Here is an 18,885-nt window from a genome sequence, read left to right as displayed (position 1 = left end):
CCCCCCCCCCCCCCCCCCCCCCCCCCCCCCCCCCCCCCCCCCCCCCCCCCCCCCCCCCCCCCCCCCCCCCCCCCCCCCCCCCCCCCCCCCCCGCCACCCGAAAGGTGACCCCCGCCATGCCCCGAACCATCGCCGCACGCGCCCAGGCCGCCCTCGACCACCTGGCCACCGCCACCGCTGACCCGTTCTTCGCTCACCCCGCGCGCCCCGAAGAGGCCGCCGCAGCCCAACTGCGCCTGGCGAACCTCCTCGGTGTCCCGCTGGATGAGGTCACCGTCGCCAGCGACGGCCTGCGCCGGCACTACCAGAGCGGCGAACCCCTCCTGCTGACCGTTACCGACCCGGCCGACGACCACGGGAGCGTGACGACGTACCGGTTCGTCATCAGCTCCCCGTTCTACGACGATGACCTGATCCGCCTGCTCGACTCCTGCCCCGTATGCGGTGCCGACGTTCCCGTCTGGACCATCACCCGCTTCACTGACCTGGCCCCCGCCAACAGGCGCGACCTTCCCGCCGACCTTCCCGCCGACGACACCTTCGTCTACGACCCCGGCCACCGCAACGCCTGCGAGTACGGCCCCACGTACGACTGACCGCCCCGCCCAACAACCGCCCGGGGCGACCGGAAAGACCCGCGACGGCCGCCCCACCGAAAGCACCCCGCAACCTGACCGCCCCGCCGGAAAGGCCTCCACATCATGAACACCACCACCCGGACCACTACCACCGGGCCCATCCCGATCCCGCAGCCCGGCAAGGCGATGACCAAGGACCTGCTCGCCACCCACCTGTTCGCGCCCCCGCACAAGGGCACCGGCCGAGGCGAGGCCCTGGACCACCTCGCCAAGCTCATCATCCGCAACGCCGACGAACTCGACAGCACCACGAACTCGATCCACCGCAGCCTCCAGGCCGCGCGGACCCGGCTGGACACCCTCGCCGCGGGCGGCGCCCTGAGCCCCGTCCACGACGACCCCGTCATGACCAGGACCGGCGCCGACCTCGACATCCTCCACGCCATCGCCCGCACCCAGACCCACCACCTGAAGCAGCTGATCCACGCCTACCACCAGCTCGACTCATCGAGCCAGAAGCCCAACTGACCACAGCACAGCCACCCGGCTCACCGCAGAAAGGCCGATCCACCGTGTCCCAGCGCCACCTGACCGTCGCCGACCTCCTGGCCAGCCTCACCAGCCTCGACCCCCGCACCCCCGTCCGCCTCGCCCTGTCCCCGGAATGGCCCTACGAGCACTACGTCGGGGCCGTCACTGCCACCCCGCACATCCCGCCCACCACCCACCCCGACGACGCCGCCCCGGACGGGGAACAACGCGGCGCGGTTTGGATCGGCGACGGCGGCCAGATCGGCCACCTCCCGCCCGAGGCCTGGATCGAACTTCACCATGACCCGCACGACGACCTGCCGGGCGCCGCCTGACCGCCACCGACCCATCGGTCCCCGCACCACCCCACTCCCACGGACGACGCTCGGCTGACCTCCAATGTCCGCCGCACGCTCCCACCCCGGCCGGGGCACCCAATGCCCCGGCCCCCGAGACCCGCCACGACGCCCCAAACCAGGAGAGCCGCCATGCCCGCTCACCAGAACCCGCCCACCGACCTGACCGGCCTGCGCATCCTCACCGCCACCATCCTCACCACCGCGACCGCCGCCGCCCTCGCCGACAACGATCGTTTCACCGACGCCCGCCGCGAAATCCACCAGACCATCCCGCCCGGCGCCTGGCCGCCCGGCCACACCGAACTCGCCCGCCGCGAGTGCACCTACCGACTCGCCCACGCCGCCCACCTGACACCCCGCGGACTCCTCGCCCCGAACCTCGCTCGAGGGCTCGACAACCGCGACCGCGCCTGGCCCCGCCCGATCCGCCGAACCGCGCTCCTCACCGCCCTCACCCACCTGCCCGCCACCCCGACCCCCGGCACCCCGGTGCCCGCCCGGCCCCGCCAGGCACCGGTCCTGACCGCCGGGCAGCTCAGCCACTTCCTCCACATCGCCGCCCGCCAAGCCGCCATCCACCTGCGCAGCTCCAACACCGACACCCCAGCCCAGGCCCTGACCACCGCCACCCGCCACACAGCCCGCGTCCTACCCGGCGGCTACGACCTCCTCCTGGAACGCGAGCTGGTCCTGCGCCTGGCACTCACCCTCGCCCTGCCCGCCCCAGGCGCCCTCGCCCCCGGCCTGGACACCGCCCTCGCACACGCCACCCACACCGCGACCCGCGCCGAATTCGCCGACCTGATCCTGACGGCGGTCCGCCCCACCGGCGCACGACCGGTGGCCCTCCCGGCACCGGCCGGTAGCCCCGGCATCGTCCCCCGCCAGCGCACCCACACGGGCAGCTGCCCCTGCGCCTGCTCAAGCGGTGGGTTCTGCGGCGGCTGCGGCCACGCCGGCTGCGGCCGCCGCTGACACCGGCCCTTCAACCAGCTCGGGGCCGTCCCGCCGACGGCCCCGAGCACCCAAAAATCGCTGCACAGGTCAAGGAGCCAATGCCATGTCCGACATCACGACCAACCCCACCAACCAGCCGGTCACCGCCCTGACCGGCGCCGCCGCCGACATCTACACCGAACTCTGCGGCACCGAGGCCGTCACCGCCGCCGCCCTTGCCCTCGCCACTGGCGTCAGCCCCTCCGCCGCCCGCAAGGCCCTCACCACCCTCGAACAGCGCGGCCTCGCCCACCGCACGCCCGGCGGCAACGACCGCACCCGCCGCCTGCCCGACCTGTGGTATCCCACCAGTCCGGGCTTCCCCGCACAAGCCGGCGAGGGCGACCAGATGGCAGAGCCGACCGAAGTCGCGTCCGACGCTGACGAGTTGCCGAACACTGTTGGCGAGTCCGCGACGGACACGGTTGACGTCGGCTTCCCGCTTCAGCCCGCGTCCGACCACCCGGCGAGCTCCGACGCCGCTGCCCCGGCCGACCAGCTGGAGCCCCTCGACGATGAGGCCACCACCCAGCAGGCGGAGCCCGTTGCCGAGTCCGCGCCCACCACGCCGGAGGAGGGCCCACAGGAGGCCGACGGCGAGGCCGAGCCGCCCAGCCTTTCGGACGGCGAGCGCACGTTCGGCAGCGCCAGTCCCTCCCGGAGCGAGAGCGAGAAGACCGCTCCCGTGGACACGGAGGCCAGCCTGGAGGTGCTGGCGCCGATTACGGCTGAGACGGACACCGAACGGCTGCCCGCAGCCGACAGCCCCAGGCAGCCCCTGCCCCCGGCCGGCTCCCCTGGGACGGACCCCAGCGGGCCGACGGACGGCGGCGGCGACCAGCCCAACCCGAGCTCTCAGGAACAGAGCAGGGGGGAGGATGATGAACCCTCGGCGGCGACCGTCGAGCACGTCTGCACCTGCGCGACCTGCGGCAACACGATGCGGCCTCGCCCCCGCAAGCGCCCGTCCGCTCCCACGGCCAGCGGCGGCCCCAGGCTTGCGCCGGGCCAGCTGCACCAGCTGGTGCTGGGTCACCTGTGCGCCAACTCCGACAAGGAGTGGACCCCGACGGGTATCGCCAGGGTCCTCGGCCGCTCCTCCGGGGCCATCGGTAATGCCCTGAGCACCATGGTCGACCGGGGCGAGGCGGTCATGACCTGTGACAAGCCTCGCCGCTACCAGGCCGCCCCGACTGCCGCGGTGGACTGGCCGGGTGCCGGGTGAAGGTGAACGTCGAAACGCCCGGAGTGGGTATCCACTCCGGGCGCTTAACGCCGGTGGGCCTAACAGGACTTGAACCTGTGGCCTCTTCCTTATCAGGGAAGCGCTCTAACCGTCTGAGCTATAGGCCCGTGCCGCGCGGAAACGTTAGCTGATCAACCGCTGATCTCACAAATGCGCGGCCTTCCTGTGTTACTCGGAAATTCCTTTCACGGATTCGGTGGGGGCAGTGGCTAGTTCTGGTCTGGCAGGGATGTCCAGACCTTGCGGACGAACGTGGGGCTGCGGTGGGCAAGGCGGGCTGTCTCCCGTTGGCTGAGGCCGTTCAGTCGGCCTTGGACGATGCGGGCGCGGGCCTCGTTCGCGTCGGTTGGCGCGCGATCCTGGGCGGAGGTGCGCACCGGGTTCGCAGGGTGGGTCCGTGTACTGGTCACCTCCTGTACCGGGGTGGGCACCAGGGTGTCCGGGGTGAGTGCAGTGCGCTGGTGCTCGACCGTGTTGTTGGCCGGGTGGGGTTCGAACTGGGAGGGCTGGTGCGCACCTTCGGGGTTCGCGCTGGTGTGCTCTGAACCGACGGATGGGGATGCGACGTCCAGGTACGCAGGTTGACGGTTCGTCTGGTCCGTTGCTGCCAGTGGGCGGCATTTGCCACCAGCTGGCGGGTCAAAGGTGGTGAGCTGGCGGCGCCAGGCGGGTCCGGCTTCGCCGAGGACGAGGAGGAGCGTTGGAGCGATCAGGTGGATGGCGGTGCCGACTGGATCGTGGTGGAGGACGGCGTCGCCGGTGTTGACGAAGACCGAGCAGGTGCCGGTGGTCCAGCGGAAGGCGGTGGGCCAGGTACCGCCGGTGGTGCCGTAGCGGGCAAGTGTGGCGTCAGCTTGGAGGGCCATGACGAAGGCGCTGTCGATGCCAGCGGCCAGGATCCATCCGGACCATGGCCAGGGGGAGTGGGCACCGATGAACTGGGCGCCGGTCATGGCGGAGAAGGTGCACACCGCGCTGATCAGGGCCCAGGTGCCCAGGGTGATCACCCGACCCGTGCGGCGCAGTTCGACGGCGGTCGGCGGAGCGGGTGGCGGCGGGTGGGGCACGGGTGGTGCGGCTCCTGAGGTTGGCGGGGCGGGTTGTTGGTGCGCACCGGGTGCCCGGTCGTGCGCACCTGTCCCGTCGGTTGAGATCACCGGGGTGCTGCTGGCAGGTCGGGGGTGGGTCGGGCGGCGCCGAGGTAGTGGTCGCTGGGGTGGCGGGCGGGTTCGGTGCGGACAGTGGTGCCGGTGTGGGCGGCGTCGATCATCTGACCGTGTCCCGTGTAGAGGCCGACGTGGGTGACGTGCTGGGGGTCGATGCCGTAGAAGAGAAGGTCGCCGGGCAGTGGCGGGGCGAGGGCAGGGACCTTGGGGGTGGCGTCGTACTGGTCCTGGGCGACGCGGGGGAGTTGGATTCCGGCTGCGGCGTAGGCGGCCTGTGTGAGGCCGGAGCAGTCGTAGCCGTGGCCGGGGCCTCCGGTGCCGCCCCATTCGTAGGGTGTTCCGATCTTGGAGCGGGCGAAGGCGATAGAGGTTGCTGCGGCCGGGCCAGGTGCGATGTTCGGGGTGGTGGCTTGGGCGTAGACACTGGCTTGGGTGAGGACTTTGTCGACGTACCAGTCGGCGTGGTTGTAGGCGTAGATCGCGGTGCGCAGGTCATAGCCGTCGCGTGCGCCGTTGGCGCAGAGGAGGCGGGCGGCGGCGTGGACGGCGTCGGCGGGGTCCCAGGGGGTGGGTGGGGTGGCGCCGCCGAGTGGGACGGGGTGGGCGTACTGGTTGAAGGTGTCGGGGAGGAACTGCATGGGGCCGACGGCACCGGCACTCGAGAGGTGGGTGGGGGCGCGGCCGTGGTCGGTCTCGACTTTGCCGATGGCGGCGAGGACGGTCCAGGGCAGGCCGGGGCAGTCGGGTGCAGCCTGTTGGTAGAGGGTCAGCATCGCGGGTGGGACGTCGGCGAGGGCGCCGCTGCCGGGGGTGGTGTCGTCGCCGAACAGGAAGCTGAGAAGTCCGCCGCCGGTGAGGGTGGAGACCACGGCGGTTGCCGCGGCTGTGACGAGGGCGAGGAAGGCGAGGCAGCTGGCTCCGGCTGCGGTTCCGAGGCGTGCGGCGGCGGACTCCATGTCGGCTGCCAGCTACTGGAGTTGGTCGATGGCTGCGCAATGGGGTGGCGGTACGGGTGTCGGGGCGGGAATGTGGCGCGCACCGGCGCCCGGTTGGGTCGGTTGCTCGTCGGTGAACGTGGTGGTGGTCGGGTGCTGGTGTGTGAGCCAGGCGCCGGGTAGTTCGGTGAGGTGGGCGCGTGCTGCGGCGTGGGTGAGGGGAAGCCAGGAGCGTTCGGCGGGGTGGTGTTGGTCGCGGCTGGTGGTGGCGACGGCGATGCGGTCGAGGGCGCGGTGGTGCTGAAGTCGGTAGTGCAGGTTGATCTCTCGGGTGGTGCTGTGGAGGGTGAAGAGGACGAGGGGTCGGGTGCGGGTGGCGGTGGCGAGTTCGGCGTAGTTGTCGAGCTTCGCGGCCAGCCTCGGCAGGGGCTCGGTGCCGGTGTCGTACTCGACGAAGAACGCGGTCTGCCCCTGGGGTCCGGTGTGGTGGCCGTAGCCGTCGGGGGTGGTGAGGTCGCTCCAGAGGCGGGCGCAGCGTCGTTCGGACCACCAGGTGGTGAGCTGCCCGTTGGTGGTGGGGTGGGCGAGTTGGGTGAAGAAGGTCCGGAGGCCGGTGTCGTGGGTGAGGAAGGGGGAGAAGAGGGCGCGGGTGGCGTGGTCGCGGCGCCAGCCGAGGGCGGCGGGGGTGGTGGTGTAGCGGGCGGCGAGCAGGTGGGCGCCACCCAGGCCGAGGAGGTGGTGTTCGGGGGCGGAGCCGGGGCGGTGGTGGGGGCGGAAGGAGTCGAGGAGGCCGAGTTCGGCGAGGGTGGCCAGGCGGCGGTTGACGGAGCGCCGGGACACGCCGAGGAGTTGGGTGAGGTGGGTGGAGGTCAGGTAGGTGTGTTCGAGCAGCATCTCCAGGACCCAGATGTCTCGGGCGGTCAGGCGCCGGATCAGTGTGGCGAGCGGGAGGCGCGGGCGGGTTCGGGTGGCGGGGGTGGCGGTCATGGGTGTTGTCACGTCCTTTGGCTGGGGCCGTAGGCGGTGCGGGAGGAGTGGCGGATGGCGGTGGAGCGTCCTGGGGTGGCTGGCGGCAGCGGGGTGGTGTGCAGGGTGAAGGCCGGGGAGGCGGCGTTGTTGGTGATCAGGCGGGCGGCGGCCTGGTAGGCGCCGAGGTGGGACAGGTCGTGGGTGGTGAGGTTGGGGGTCATGTGGCGTTCGAGGTCGCGGGCGTCTTCGGGGGAGGCGTTGAAGGTGATCTTGTTGCGGGCGTTGGCGGAGATGCCTTCGCGTAGGTCGTGGGGGAGTTGGGCGAGGTTCTGGTGGGCGAGGACGAGGGCGAGTCGGTAGCCGCGGGCTTCGGCGAGCATGTCCTCCAGCGGGTAGGGGAGCGTGAGGAAGTTGTGGCACTCGTCCAAGTAGAGGGCGGCGTCGCGGCGGGCGTGCTCGCTGGTGTGGGCACGGTGGCGGGCGGCCTGCCAGGTCTTGGCGACGACGAAGGAGCCAAGCAGGCGGGCGGTTTCGTCGCCGAGGACCCCTTTGGGGAGCCGGATCAGGGCGATGCCGCCGTCGAGGATGTGGCTGAGGTCGAAGGTGGAGGGGCCGACGGCGATGGTCTGTTGGACGAACGGGCGCAGCAGGAAGGCGCGGAGCTTGTTCATCAGCGGTCCGGTCGCGGCGGCCTGGGCGGGCTCGGAGAGTTGGTCGTACCAGGTCCAGAAGCCGCGCAGTACCCGGTCGTCGATGCCGGCGGTGGTGCGCCGGCGGTAGGCGGGTTCGCTCAGCAGGCGGGGGATGTCGGCGAGGGTGACCGTGGTTCCGGTGGTGGGGGAGGTGAGGAGGGTCAGGCAGGCGGCGCGCATGATGTCGTCGGTGCGCGGGCCCCAGAAGGCGGCGAAGATGCGGCGGAAGATGCCGACCAGGTTGTCGACGACGATGTCCGGGTCAGAGCCTTCGAGCACGTTGAGCCGGGGTGGGGCGGCGTGGTCGTCGGGGTCGAGGAGGACGGTGCGGCCGAGCGCGGACTCCGGTAGGCGGGCGAGGAGGTCGTTGACGAGGTCGCCCTTGGGGTCGATGACGAGTGCCCCGCGGCCTGCTGCGGCGTCGTCGAGGACCATGGTGGCCATCAGGGTGGACTTGCCGGACCCGGTGGCGCCGACGATGTGCAGGTGGTGGCGCCCGTCTGCGACCGCGAGCCCGACCGGCCGGGCAGGGCCGCTGTCCGCCACGCCGAGCGGGCGGACGGTCGGTCCGGGGCGGGGGATGGCCGGGGTGGGTGGGACGGAGCGCGCACCGGCTCGCTGGACACCGGGGGCGGCGGGGTCGAGTGGTAGGTGGGCGACGGTTGCGAGCTCGGGGACGCTCAGCAGGTCACCGCGCAGCGGGAAGTGGCGGGCCTCCAGCTGCTGGGCGGGGTGGCGGAGTCGGTGGCGAGTGTAGAAGTTGCGGCCGGAGTACACGGCGAAGGTGGAGGCGACGGCGTGTGCCCGCCCGCGGGCCCGCGCGGTGGCTGCGGCGAAAGCTTCACGCACCGCCGACTCCGCATCCTCGCTCGCTGCGGGGGCCAGGCGAACCGGGATGCTGACGGCGTAGCGAATTGCGGTATCCCACTGCGGTCCCGCAACCTTGGTGAGCGCGGAGCGCAACTCGGCCTGCTGCTCCGGGTTCCACGAGCCGGCCATGGCGCGCGAAGGCCGGTGCGTGAGGAGATCGAACACCTGGCCCGCGCGCGGGGGACCGCTGCTGCCGGCCCGCATCTGCTTGATCCGGTCCTTGACCCGGCGGACGCGCCGACCGGTCGCGGGGCGGGCGAGGATGCTGACGGTGGCGCTCTCCCCAGGTTGCAGGGCCAGGCCCGCGCCGAGGAGAGCGCGCAGCGGGTCGCTGTCGTGGTCGGTACGCAGCGGCAGGGCCTCCGGGCGGGCCAGGCGCAGGGTGCCGCCGGTGGTGAACAGCTGCTCCTTGTGGAGCGGTGCCGGTGGTTTTTCGGGTTGGGTGTGGGCGCCGGGCCAGGCGGCTTCGATGGCTCGGCGTAGCAGTGCCTGGGGTACCGAGTTGGGTGACCAGAGTCGGATGGTCAGGCCGTCGGTGGTGAAGTGGTATTCGAAGGCCAGATGGGGTTGCCCGGACAACAGCCGTTGGTACCAGGGGTGGAGGAGGCCGACGAGGTGGCTCCACAGGGCGGCTGCGGCTATCGGGTCGACCTTCGGCGGACAGAGCACGGTCAGCGTGTTGCCGCCCGTGGTCAGTCGGATCTGCTGATTCCGGTGAAGCATGCGGCGGACCGCGACGCCGACGCCGGCTGCAGCGGCGGCCAGTGGCAGGAGCAGCAGCCAGTCGGCACGGTCGACGGAGGCGAGGGTGGCGGGCCACCAGGGATCTGGGTGCGTGAGGAGGTGGCCGATCGGCCCTCCGCCGATGCTGCCATCGGCGGTCACCGGGGCTTTCCTGGGAGGGTGTGGTCGGCAAGTTCGGCGGGGTTGGTGGTGATCAGCTCGTGCTCGATGTCGGAGGCGAGGGCGGTGAACGCGGCCCTGCGTCCGGGGCCGGCGCAGAGCAGGGCCTCGCCCTTGCCGGCGGTCAGGAGGTAGGCGGCCTCGCCCGCGGAGAGGCGGAAGGCCTCGGTGACCGCGTCGATGGCCTGGGGTGCTTGCCGGAGCAGGATCTGGGTGGCGGCGTTGGCGACGACGGCCTTGCCCAGGTCGGTGGCGAGCAGGTCGGCGGTGTCCTGCGTGACGACGGACAGGCCTGCCCAGTGCTTGCGGAAGGACTTGGCCATTCGGTAGACGAACCGGGCTCCGTGCTCGTCGTGCATGATCAGCCAGGCCTCGTCGATGACGACGAGCCTCGGTCGCCGGTCGTGCTGGTTGGTGACGGCCTGCCAGATCCGGTCGAGGGTGAGCAGGAGCGCGGCGGTCTTCAGCTCGTCGGGCACGTCGCGCAGCGAGTAGACCGTCAGGTGCCCGCCCGCGGAGACGGTGGTCGGGCCGTCGAAGAGCCGCCGGTGGGTGCCGGTGATGTAGGGCGCCAGGCGGGCGACGAGGGCTTCGCCCTCCGGTCCGGCCGCGGCCAGGGCATCGGTGAGGTCGGCGAGCAGCGGAGCCTGGGCGGTGTGGGTGCGCGGGTCGAGGGTGATGCCGGCCTGCCGGTAGGCAGCGAGGATCGCCGAGTCCAGCAGCGCCTTCTCCGCCGGCGATGAGGTAGTGCCGAGGAGGACGGCGAGGAAGGAGTGCAGGAACAGCGCGCGTCGGGTGAGCTGGTCGGCGGTGCCGTCCGCGGCGAGGTCGAGCGGGTTGATGCGGATGTCCGGGCGGCCGAGTGGGATGACGGCGCCGCCGACCGCGTGGGCGAGGCGGGTGTACTCGTTCTCGGGGTCGATGATGAAGACCTGGACGCCTTGGTAGAGCAGCCGCAGGGCTTCGAGTTTGGTCAGGTAGGACTTTCCGGAGCCGGATCGGGCGAGGGTGACAGAGTTGTGGTTGTCCTGGGCGAACCGGTCCCAGAGCACGAGCCCGGAGGCGGCGGTGTCCAGCCCGAACAGCACTTCGCCCACGCCGGTCGCGGCCTGCGGGTCGGTGGTGGGCAGGGCGGGGGAGGAGAAAGGGAAGCAACTGGCGAGGGCGGCGGTGTCGATCGTGCGGGTGCTGTTCAGCTGGTCCATGCCGAGCGGCAGGCAGGTCGTCCAGCCCTGCAGGGCGCGCCAGGTCGCGGTCTGGCAGCGCAGCAGCATCGACTCGGCGAGCGCGCGCACGGCGGACAGCTCGTCGGTCAGGCCTTGGCGGTCGGTGGCGTAGAGGGTGAGGTAGAGGCCGACGCGGAAGAGCTTGCCTTCGCCGCGGGCGACGCGCCAGGCGAGTTCGGCGGCGTCCTCGGCCGCGGCCTCGGTCTCGGGATCCTCCAGCCGGCCGTGGCGCTGTCCGCTGCGGCGACTGGCCTCCAAGCGGGCCCGCTGCTTGCGCAGCCGGTCGGACGCAACGGAGGACGGGACGGGCTCGATGTGGAGGGAGACGTCGAGGCGGCCGGGGTAGGTGAGCAGCGGGTCCAGCCAGCCCGGCGTCACTTCGGCGGGGTAACCGGTCACGATCAGGGTGGTGGCCACCAGGTCGCCGACGGACAGAAGCCGGGACTCGACCTGCACCGAATCAGGACCCAGCCCGAGACTCTCTACTTCCTCGACGTACTGCTGACGTGATTTCAGAAGCTTCGTGTTCACCAGAGTTCTCCGGACGTGGTCGCGGTGCTGGTCACGGGTGTGTGGGGGAGCGCCGGGTTGGGGTGGTGCGGGGAGTTGGGATCGCAGGCCGCGGCGAGGGCTGCGAACGCGGCGCTTCCGGTGAGCGGCCGAGCAGGAACCTCGGCGGCGGAGAGGAGGGCCGCGGTCTCCTCACGGCGGCGAAGTGCCCGCGCTGCGGCTCCGGGATCAGGGCTCGGCTCGCGGTGGGCGATCAGCACTTGGCGCTGGAGCAACTCGTGCTGCCCGGCGAGGTCGGTGAGGAAGTCGGTGTGATCCAGGCAGGCCTGCTCCAGGAGCGGGTGCGGCAGGTCAGGTGCGGCCTGCCGCAGCGCGGCCACCCGCGGGCCGAGGTCGAGGCGGCGGGTGCGCAGGAGGATATGGACCGGGGCACTGAGTGCATTGAGCCAGCGACCGAACGCCGCGATGAGGACTTGCTGCTCGCCGCCGGTGCGCAGCGCGAGGTTGACCATGCCGGCCTCGCTGAGCGCCGCGCTTCCGCCCAGGCCGAGGTCCAGCAGCCCATCCTCGCGCACGTCAGCGACCGGCAGCGCCAACCTCCCGAGACCTTTCGCTGCACTGTTCTGGACGACTTCGCTCTGCCAGGCCAGCGAATAGGCGTCGGTCGTCTTGCTGGAAGGGATGAGGTGTTTGGGCGAGCGGTGGTGGCGCCAGGCGGCGAGCAGCCAGCGGTCCAACGGAAGGCCGTCGTGGCGGGTGAGGACGGTGAGGGCTGCGGCCGTGCCGACCGGCAGCGCGGCGGCGGCGAAGAGCAGGGGCGGTAGGAGGTGCTTGGTGGCCTGGTAGGCGAGCCAGAGGGCGGCCAGGACCAGGCCGACGTGGATGGCTTGGCGGGCGGTGAGGGGGCCGAGGACGGTGTCGTCCTTGTCGACGTCGGCGGGGATCTTCACCAGCGACGTCCACGGCTCTTCGCCGTCGGTGCGGTTGATCATTTGGGTTTCCTTTTGCGGCGGGTCCCGCTGGGTGGCCCGTCGTCGAGGGGCGGGCGCAGTACGGCGGGTCGGGGGAGCGGCGGGGGTGTGGGGGTGCGGGCCGGGCGCAGGGCACTGGGGGCTGTGGGTCTGGCGGCTGAGGGCGGTGTCCGTGGCGGCCTACTGGTGCTGCCGGGCGGTGGCTGGCTCGGCCCGGCTCCGGTTCCGTTGGGGGTGGTCGGTGGGCTCGGGGGTGCGTTTGGCCCGGCGGGAGCTGGGGAGTGGCCGAGGGCTGGAGGGGGCGGAGTGGGTGGGGTGCCGAGCTGGTTGCTGGGACCGCGGCGGCGCGGCTGGCCCCACTGGTAGCCGGGGATGGGTGAGGTGCCCGGGCCACCGGCTGGTCCGGGTGCAGGTCCGCCGTGCCCGCCGCCGACACCGGGGCCCGGCCCGGAGGGCACGGGCCTGTGTGGGCTGCCGGCTGGGCCTCGGCCCGGTCCGGGGGTGCCCGGGCCGGTGGGTCCTGCCGCACCGCCGCCGGGGCGGTGGCGCCGGGGAGTTCCCCACTGGTAGGTCGGGATGCGGCCCGCCGCGGTCCCGGCCGCACGCCCGCCAGCGCCGGCTGCCCGTGCTCTGCGGATGCCGGCGGCGAGTCGGGCGCCGAAGGCGTATGGCCCGAGTGACATGCCGAGCGCGCCGAGGGCGACTTTGCGCAGGACCCGTAGGCCTGGCATCCGTGGTCCGGCGGTGGTGCCGGTGATGGTGCGGGCGGGGGTGGTGACGATGCGTCGGATCCAGGAGGGGATCTTGATCAGGAGGTAGAGGGTGCAGCAGAGCAGCAGGAGGTTGATCAGCGGCGTGGTGCCGGTGAGCGGGGTGATGCCGTAGTTGTTGGGGTCGAGCAGGGCCTTGACGCAGACGAGCAGGGTGATGGCCTGGGCGATCTCGGTGGCCATGCAGCCTAGGTAGGCGCGCCACCAGAGGCGGGCGATGCCGTCGCTGGCAGGGTGGGCGTGGCAGGCGAGCATCAGCGGGCTCGCCACGGTGAGGATGTCGGTGGCCGCGGTCCGCATCAACGCGGTGACCAGCAGGGTCACGCCGAGGGTGAGTGCCACCAGTTGGATGACGAGCGTGTATGGCGCCGCGCTGCTGGTCAGTTGGGCCAGGAAGAGGCCGATGAGGGTGCCTGCCAGGTCGTGGGCGCTGATGCTGTTACCGAAGATCGCTGTGGCGAGGGCGTTGGTCAGATCGACGGTGATCGAGCAGATGGTCATGGAGAGGCTGGAGGTGGCGATGCCCAGCAGCAGGCGCGGCAGGAGGTCTTGGGCGGCCCAGCGGTGCTGGACGCTGCCGTGGGTCATCGTGGTGAGCCCGGTGGCGAGGATGAACAGGCCGTAGCCGGCGAGGGTGAGCAGCCGCATCGCCTCCCACAGCTCGACGATGCGGGGTTGCTGCGCGGGGTTGACGGTGACCAGCAGCACCTCGACCAGCGTGTTGAACAGCGGCTCGACGAAGGGCCGGATCAGGTCGGCCAGCCAGCCGGTGATCGCTTCGCGGATCTGCCCGGGGATGTCCCAAAACGACGCCGAGTCACTGACATCCCCACCTCCTCCGGTGTCGGCCGGCGGCGAGGGCGCGGGTCCAGGCGACGGTGCCGGGGCCGGCGCTGGTACTGGCTCCGTCTGATGCAGTGAGGGCGCGGGAGCCGCCGGGCTTGCGGCGGGCGCGGGTGCGGGCGCGGGCTGTGGGCCACCGGGATCGGCGAAGGCGCGGCCCTGCGTTGCCATCAAGGCCAGGACGATGGCCGCGATCGCCGCAGCAGCGCAGGTCCGGCGGCGGAGTGTCACTTCGCGCCGACCAGACCTTTGAGGACGTCCAGGATCACTGGGGCGAGGATCGCGATCATGTAGCCGATGCCGGCGCTCCTCAGCGCCCCCTTGGCCTTCTCGACCTCACCGGGATCACCGCCGGCCATCAGGTAGCGCAGGCCGCCGAACGTCAGGAACGTGGTGGCGATCACGGCGACGATCCCGGTGATCCACGCGGTGATGTTCGCGAACACCTGGTCGATCGTCGGCGGGCCGGACCGCAGGACGGCCTCCGCTGCGCCAGCGCCGGGCGCTGCGGCCACGAGCAGTACACCGGCCAGGGCGAGAGTGGTCGCGACAGCGATCGGGCAGAGCACTGGGCTGCGCGGGGCTCGGCTGCGACGACTTATTGACATAGAGACTCCCAAAGAGACTGAGGGAAAGGGCATCCGCTGAGTCGTGAGTGAAAGGGCGCCGCTGCGGCGGGGCGGCCTCGAACGTCCGTGGGCCATTACCTCCCTCGCGAGAAAGGCGGCGGACTGGGTGCAGCGGTGTCAGCGTCTGCGGCGGAATTCGAGGCGGCGCTGCCGAGGCTGGTCGGCGGCGCCCTTTCACTCTCTAAAAACCGGGATTCGACGGCGTGTCTAACGCCTGGTCCGGAAAATCGCCGGAAACGTCAGCTCCGCAGGAGCCCGGCCTGCACGGCCCGGGCCAGGCGCAGCTCCGCCCGGTGGCGGCGCATCCCCATCGCCTCCACCGAGGTCCCGGCCTCCACGGCCAGCACCCGCACCGCTACGCCCTCCAACCGGGTGCGCGCGATCAGCTCCGCCTGCTCCCGGCTCAGCACCCCACGCGCCACCGCCCGTCGGAGCACCTGATCAGGGCTGCCCGCCGGCGCGCCGTCGTGCTGCTCCGGCTGCTCGTCCAGCTCCGCCCGTGCGTCGGCGTGCCGCAGCTCGCCGACCCGGTAGGCGCGTGCGGCGCGGTCCGCCGACCAGCACAGACTCGCCGGAATCCGGCCGGCCTCCACGCTGTCCAGGCGCTCGCACAGCTCGACCGCGGCCTCCCAGAGCCCGGCCAAGATCGCCTGCTGCACCTCTTCCTGCCCCAGCTCCGGGTTCTCCCGGCGCAGCCGGGCGGCGATCCGCCATAGTCCCGGCAGCGCCATCGCGCAGACCGCGATGGGCCAGTCCTCCCCACGCCAGCCCGGGGCGGTGGTCCGGCGCAGCAGGCGGGCCCAGACGGCCCCGCGCGTCTGGTAGCCGACCGACGGGTGCAGTAGCAGCGCCCGAAGCGTCACCATGTCCAGCGGGTGCTGCGGCAGCGCCGGATCCAGGTCGCCAACCACCAGGGTCAGCGGGTGCGAGCGCTCCACGAGGCGCCGGAACTCCTCCTCCACGGCCTGCAGCGGCTCCATGCGGGCGGCGGTGTTCTCACACATGACGGTTCGTCCTCTCGGTTGCCGGCGGCGCGACTTCGCCGCTGGCACCGGTCTCGCCAAGGCCTTGGGGACGGGCCGGAGCACCACCGGGTACACCCAAGAGCCGACCTGGGGAACACCTGGGGAAACCACCGCACCTGATCCCTCCCACAGGCCCCCAGCGCGCCCCCAGAAGGGCCCTGACCTGTACGAACGCCCCCACCACGGGTGGGGAAGAGCTGGGGGCGCGGACACCGAGAAGAATCCCGAAAAATTCTCGGCAAAGCCCTCACGGAAGCCGCTCGCGAACCGTGGAGGGGAACGACACCGAGGCGCTCACCGGCCCCGGCACTGATATGACTTATTCGCCATCGAAGCGGTCGGCCGTTAAAAAGGGCCAGAAAATCCGGTTTCTATAGGTGTCAGCGTTTTCGCGGCGGCCGTTGGGCCGAATCCGTATGAACCAGCCCACCCGCCCGCTCAGCCCCGCCACGCTCCAGGACCTGTTCACCCGCCCCCGCACCACCACCGACCGACCCCCACATCCCCGCCGCGCCAACCCGACCGGGGTACCGCTGTCGGTCTGGCTCACCGGACCGCTCACCGGCTGCTGCCCCGTCTGCGAACCGGGGACCGAGGCAGCCTGCGCCAACCGCCTCCCCCTCACCCTCGCCACGCGCATCGTCGAGTCCTTCACCACCCGCGGAGACCTCGTCTACCTCCCCGACGCTGGCAACGCCACCTGCCTGATCGCCGCCGTCAAAACCGGTCGCAAGGTCATCGCCCACACCCCCACCCGCCGCGGCACCCACCACGCCCACACCGCCCTGCGCACACAGGCACCCCAACTCGCCTCCCTGGCCCTGCTGCGCCGAGGCCGCCCCGGCCACCCGCCCACCACCCCCGACGTGGACGGCACCGCCCAACTGGCGATCGCCGCCCCGCACCACCCCACCACTCCCACCCAACTCGCCATCCTCACCGCCGCCTGCGCTCACGCCCTCAAGACCGGCGGCGTCCTGGTTACCGCCACCCGCCAGAGCAGCGGCCAGCAGACCGCCGGCCACCTGGTCACCCAGGCCCAAGCCGCTGGCCTCGTCTACCTCCAGCACATTGCTGCCGTCGAAAGCGGTGCCCACCACGACCGCCTCACTCCGACCCCTTCACCCCGTACCGAGCACCGCCCCGGCTGCGCCTGCCACCACCCCCGCACCAGCCCGGGCCGCCACCTCCTGGTCCACCACGACCTCCTGGTCTTCACCAAGCCATAACGAACCGTCATCTCGCTCCGCCGCCGGCCCCGCCCTCGTATCACCCGGAGACCGCGATGAACCCGCCCGAGACCGCTGCCACCCTCCCCACCCCACCCCGCACCCCGACTCGCCCGACCGCCCCGGTGACCCTCGCCTCCCTGCCCACCTCCGTGTGGATCACCGCACAGAAGCCCGCCGCCGGCCAACGCCGCAATCGCTACACCCCGGCCACCTCCGCCCACCCCGCCAAGATGCTCCCCGCCATCGCCGCCCACGCGATCACCACCTACACCACCCCAGGTGAGCTCGTCCTCGACCCGATGTGCGGCATCGGCACCACCCTGGTCGAAGCCGTCCACCTCGGCCGCAACGCCCTCGGCATCGAACTCGAAGGCCGCTGGACCGCCGTGGCCCGCGCCAACCTCAACCTCGCCCGCACCCAAGGCGCCACCGGCACCGCCACCGTCACCACCGGCGACGCCCGCCACACCCAAACCCTCATCGACCCCGCCCACCACGGCCACGTCCAACTCCTTCTCACCTCACCCCCCTACGGCGCCTCCGTCCACGGCCGCGTCAACGCCACCCGCGACACCCACCAAGGCGGCATCACCAAGTTCGACACCACCTACGGCACCAACCCCGCCAACCTCGCCCACGCCCCCACCGACCACCTCCTCGACGCCTTCACCACCATCCTCACCAACTGCACCCCACTCCTCGCCCCCGGCGCCCACGTCGCCGTCACCGCCCGCCCCTGGCGCCACCACGGCGAACTCGTCGACCTCCCCACCGCCGTCATCGCCGCCGGCCAAGCCGCAGGCCTCACCCCCGTCGAACGGTGCGTCGCCCTCCTCGCGGGGGTGCGCGACGGCCAACTCGTCGCCCGCCCCTCCTTCTTCCAACTCACCAACATCCGCAACGCCCGCGCCGCCGGGGTGCCGATGCACCTGATCGTCCACGAAGACGTACTCGTCTTCGCCAAGCCTCACGAGGGAGGAAAGCTGATTCCAGGTCAAAACACCTGAGGTCCTCCGACTGCGGTTGCCGGCCGGGGGTGCCCGGCCGGTTCCGGAAACGCAAGGATCGACGAGTAGGGCGTTGGAGATGGATAGGCGGTCATTGAGTGGATCGCGCACCCTGAGTTTGTCTGTTGACCGGCCGAAAAGGTGCCTCGAAGTGACTAATGCTGTCTCCTTGGCGTGCCTTTATGGTTGCTGTCAACCTGAACATTGGATCCCCTATTGCATCGCTAGGGAAATCGTGTATGGCGCCAGCGTGGGTAGGCGTAGTGTTGATTGATGGCGACCTTTTTGGTGAGCCCAGAGTCATTGAGTCGACTGGTCGTGAGTCGCACATCCGCGATGAGAAGCCTCAGCGGAATGAAAGCTCTGTAAGTGCTGCCATGTTGAGGGCTGGCACAATGCGTGGAAAAACGGTCGTGCTGTTGCCAACGTGGCGTGTCACTACCGCTGACGCCTTCTTGGCCGAAGGAGTAGCCAGGACTCTCGGTGGGTGCCCCCGAATGTGCGACTCGTCCCGGTTGGAGAGATGGGAGGTGGTGACCGAGGTGGCGGAAGTTGAGATTTTCTTTTCGAGGCAGTCAGATATTGTCGTTGGCGCAAGTTTTCCTGGTGAATGTGACGCTGCGGCGCGCAGGAGCCTCTTTAAGGCCGCGTGTGGGCGAGGGGCTGCGATCAGAGCTGCTCATCTTTCTAATGGCTCGCCAAGGCCCTGTCTCGCCCTATTCTTTGGCTTGATGGTTGATCCAAATCTCGGTCGATTCGGATTCGTTTCATCGGCATGGTCGCTTGTTCCGGCTGTAAGTAGCCTGAGTCAATCTCTTGCAGGTTCGGGAGACCAGGTCCGTGCTTGTCTCTCGCTTGGTGGTTCGTCTTATGTGGAGCTCCGCCATAATGCGCTTCAGGCGTAGTGCCATGGTGGCTAAGGTTGCTGGCTGCATTGGCGGTGTGGTACGTCATCATCTGGTTGCATAGTCGGTGCGGGAGGTCCGTGCCCCGCGGGCGCCGTCTCTGGAGTGCAGCCCTGCCAGTGCAGGACTCACCAGCCCAGGCCCTCCTCCACTGGGGCACGCGGAGAGGTCCGGTCGGGTGGATCGGGCCGCGGCCCACACCTCCAGATGCTCACCGGTCACGGTCCGTTGGCCGCGGTCATCGAATTCGCGCTTTGCAACCCGAGCCCGGTCGCCGTCGACCTCACCTTGCCGGAGTGGCTGCCCGTGCCCGCGCAGACCATTGGGCGGCCCGAGCTCGGCGTCCTTGCGGGACGGCCAGCGCTGCGGTCCTGGTCGCCCTCTGTAGCCGCTACAGGGGAGGGCGGCATCGCTGGTTGCTGGTCTGCTAGTGCTGCTCCGCGTTAATTCGTGGAGGGGTGTTGATCAGGCTGCCTCCTTGAGTGGGGTGCCGTCGTAGGTCCAGCGGAAGGGCTTGGCGGT

General features: G+C 71.1%; 16 protein-coding genes and 1 tRNA gene. 7 read left to right on the top strand and 10 right to left on the bottom strand.

From position 1 onward, the window contains the following. Window positions 1-116: 116 nt before the first annotated feature. The 5 genes from ACZ38L_RS34505 (at window position 117) to ACZ38L_RS34485 (ending at window position 3,689) form a co-directional block, all read left to right on the top strand. The gene (locus tag ACZ38L_RS34505; RefSeq protein ID WP_465701053.1) at window positions 117-596 is read left to right on the top strand and encodes a hypothetical protein; all 480 of its coding nucleotides are present in this window, start codon (window positions 117-119) and stop codon (window positions 594-596) included. 105 nt (window positions 597-701) lie between these two features. Beyond that, the gene (locus tag ACZ38L_RS34500) at window positions 702-1,106 is read left to right on the top strand and encodes a hypothetical protein (protein WP_465701049.1); all 405 of its coding nucleotides are present in this window, start codon (window positions 702-704) and stop codon (window positions 1,104-1,106) included. Window positions 1,107-1,150: 44 nt separating this feature from the next. Beyond that, window positions 1,151-1,444 (top strand): hypothetical protein, encoded by a 294-nt coding sequence (locus ACZ38L_RS34495; RefSeq protein WP_465701047.1) that lies wholly within the window; start codon window positions 1,151-1,153, stop codon window positions 1,442-1,444. Window positions 1,445-1,597: 153 nt separating this feature from the next. Continuing rightward, window positions 1,598-2,443, top strand: coding sequence for a hypothetical protein (locus ACZ38L_RS34490; RefSeq protein WP_465701045.1), 846 nt, complete (start codon window positions 1,598-1,600; stop codon window positions 2,441-2,443). Between the two features lie 85 nt (window positions 2,444-2,528). Then, a complete protein-coding gene (locus ACZ38L_RS34485; protein WP_465701043.1) occupies window positions 2,529-3,689 on the top strand; it encodes a DprA-like winged helix domain-containing protein in 1,161 nt (386 codons plus the stop codon). A gap of 54 nt (window positions 3,690-3,743) precedes the next feature. Here ACZ38L_RS34485 and ACZ38L_RS34480 read toward each other — a convergent pair. The 10 genes from ACZ38L_RS34480 to ACZ38L_RS34435 form a co-directional block, all read right to left on the bottom strand. Continuing rightward, a tRNA-Ile gene (locus ACZ38L_RS34480) sits at window positions 3,744-3,817 on the bottom strand. 102 nt (window positions 3,818-3,919) lie between these two features. Continuing rightward, window positions 3,920-4,717, bottom strand: coding sequence for a hypothetical protein (locus ACZ38L_RS34475; RefSeq protein ID WP_465701041.1), 798 nt, complete (start codon window positions 4,715-4,717; stop codon window positions 3,920-3,922). 146 nt (window positions 4,718-4,863) lie between these two features. Further along, window positions 4,864-5,832, bottom strand: coding sequence for an NlpC/P60 family protein (locus ACZ38L_RS34470; protein ID WP_465701039.1), 969 nt, complete (start codon window positions 5,830-5,832; stop codon window positions 4,864-4,866). Between the two features lie 12 nt (window positions 5,833-5,844). After that, on the bottom strand, window positions 5,845-6,798 hold the full coding sequence (locus ACZ38L_RS34465; RefSeq protein ID WP_465701037.1) for a replication-relaxation family protein: 954 nt from the start codon (window positions 6,796-6,798) through the stop codon (window positions 5,845-5,847). Window positions 6,799-6,806: 8 nt separating this feature from the next. Continuing rightward, a complete protein-coding gene (locus ACZ38L_RS34460; RefSeq protein WP_465701035.1) occupies window positions 6,807-9,227 on the bottom strand; it encodes a DUF8128 domain-containing protein in 2,421 nt (806 codons plus the stop codon). Then, window positions 9,224-11,002 (bottom strand): VirB4 family type IV secretion system protein, encoded by a 1,779-nt coding sequence (locus ACZ38L_RS34455; RefSeq protein WP_465701033.1) that lies wholly within the window; start codon window positions 11,000-11,002, stop codon window positions 9,224-9,226. Before ACZ38L_RS34455 ends, ACZ38L_RS34460 begins: the two co-directional genes overlap by 4 nt. After that, complete coding sequence (locus ACZ38L_RS34450; RefSeq protein WP_465701031.1) at window positions 10,999-11,973, bottom strand: PrgI family protein; 975 nt, start codon at window positions 11,971-11,973, stop codon at window positions 10,999-11,001. The genes ACZ38L_RS34455 and ACZ38L_RS34450 overlap by 4 nt, the downstream gene beginning before the upstream one ends. Next, window positions 11,970-13,736 (bottom strand): hypothetical protein, encoded by a 1,767-nt coding sequence (locus ACZ38L_RS34445; RefSeq protein WP_465701029.1) that lies wholly within the window; start codon window positions 13,734-13,736, stop codon window positions 11,970-11,972. The genes ACZ38L_RS34450 and ACZ38L_RS34445 overlap by 4 nt, the downstream gene beginning before the upstream one ends. Window positions 13,737-13,792: 56 nt before the next feature. Further along, on the bottom strand, window positions 13,793-14,080 hold the full coding sequence (locus ACZ38L_RS34440; RefSeq protein WP_465701027.1) for a pilin: 288 nt from the start codon (window positions 14,078-14,080) through the stop codon (window positions 13,793-13,795). 353 nt (window positions 14,081-14,433) lie between these two features. Continuing rightward, on the bottom strand, window positions 14,434-15,198 hold the full coding sequence (locus ACZ38L_RS34435; RefSeq protein WP_465701025.1) for a hypothetical protein: 765 nt from the start codon (window positions 15,196-15,198) through the stop codon (window positions 14,434-14,436). Between the two features lie 437 nt (window positions 15,199-15,635). Here ACZ38L_RS34435 and ACZ38L_RS34430 point away from each other — a divergent pair, with 437 nt between their 5' ends. Together ACZ38L_RS34430 and ACZ38L_RS34425 are read left to right on the top strand one after the other, a co-directional pair. Next, window positions 15,636-16,448: a hypothetical protein gene (locus ACZ38L_RS34430; protein WP_465701023.1), complete on the top strand. Its 813-nt coding sequence runs from the start codon at window positions 15,636-15,638 to the stop codon at window positions 16,446-16,448. 56 nt (window positions 16,449-16,504) lie between these two features. Next, window positions 16,505-17,458, top strand: a complete 954-nt coding sequence (locus ACZ38L_RS34425; protein ID WP_465701021.1) for a TRM11 family SAM-dependent methyltransferase — start codon at window positions 16,505-16,507, stop codon at window positions 17,456-17,458. The last annotated feature ends 1,427 nt before the right edge of the window (window positions 17,459-18,885 follow it).

This window comes from Kitasatospora sp. NPDC024654, assembly GCF_055559155.1.
Note: the sequence above shows the minus strand (reverse complement) of the source record. Positions and strands in the feature narration are given on the sequence as shown.